Here is a 767-nt window from a genome sequence, read left to right as displayed (position 1 = left end):
TTGTGTCACATCAGCAAATATCACAGCACAGCGAAGAATTGCGAACTGGAGAAGATTCGAGACGCCAGGCGCAGATATCACACACAACATTCAGGCCGATAGCTCTTTGCGAGGGGCTGACGGTAAACAAACAGAGGGGTGGCGAGGGAGTGATCATCGCCTGACATTTTACGGGAGGGTTTTCATCACACTATCGAGATCTCTCTTTTCAAACTCAGAACACCACCCGCAGGTAGCGCAATGAAAAGTCGAATCACTGAAGTCGGCACCGACCGCTTTAAAACAGTTGGGACAATAAACCGCCCTTGCATAGCCACCAGAGGTATCTTTTCTAAAGGCCGCAGTGCGATGAAGGACAAACTGCTCCTGTGCCCTATAAGCCTCTATTTGCTTCGTAAGTTCTACGTTTTTTGCTATCGCTTCGGCAAGTTTCTGCTCGGTGGCAGCATGGGTTTTCTGAAGTACGTCAATCTGCTCGCCAATGAAAACGATGCGTTCTCGAAGCACCTCGTTGCTCTGGATCGTCGAGAGAGCACCAAGTCCGTTTTTAAGGGACGCGATGATTAATCCTACATCCATGATTAGTCCTTAATTGTCTGTGGAATAACCAATTTATCAATTTCCTTTGTCTGTGGAAAGCAAGGAAACCACGCGCCGGGCGTGGATAAATATCCCGGCACTAACTGGAATGTTTTGGGGTGAAGCGGCGTGGATAAACGGAGACACGCAACGTGGCGCACGAACACAAGCAATTCGTGGCTGGGAAG

General features: G+C 49.0%; 2 protein-coding genes. Both read right to left on the bottom strand.

Translation table 11 applies throughout. The annotated features are described in order from the left end of the window. Positions 1-168: 168 nt before the first annotated feature. Complete coding sequence (locus ACWWFX_RS25365) at positions 169-579, bottom strand: hypothetical protein (RefSeq protein ID WP_253897053.1); 411 nt, start codon at positions 577-579, stop codon at positions 169-171. Between the two features lie 2 nt (positions 580-581). Next, positions 582-767: hypothetical protein (locus ACWWFX_RS25360; RefSeq protein ID WP_473225112.1), on the bottom strand; the 186-nt coding region annotated here is incomplete at its 5' end.

The organism is Pseudocitrobacter sp. 2023LY-00077 (assembly GCF_055796175.1).
Note: the sequence above shows the minus strand (reverse complement) of the source record. Positions and strands in the feature narration are given on the sequence as shown.

What these genes read in the sequence shown, in the direction of transcription:
- ACWWFX_RS25365 (WP_253897053.1), bottom strand. Translation starts at nt 579, where the DNA reads ATGGATGTAGGATTAATCATCGCGTCCCTTAAAAACGGACTTGGTGCT.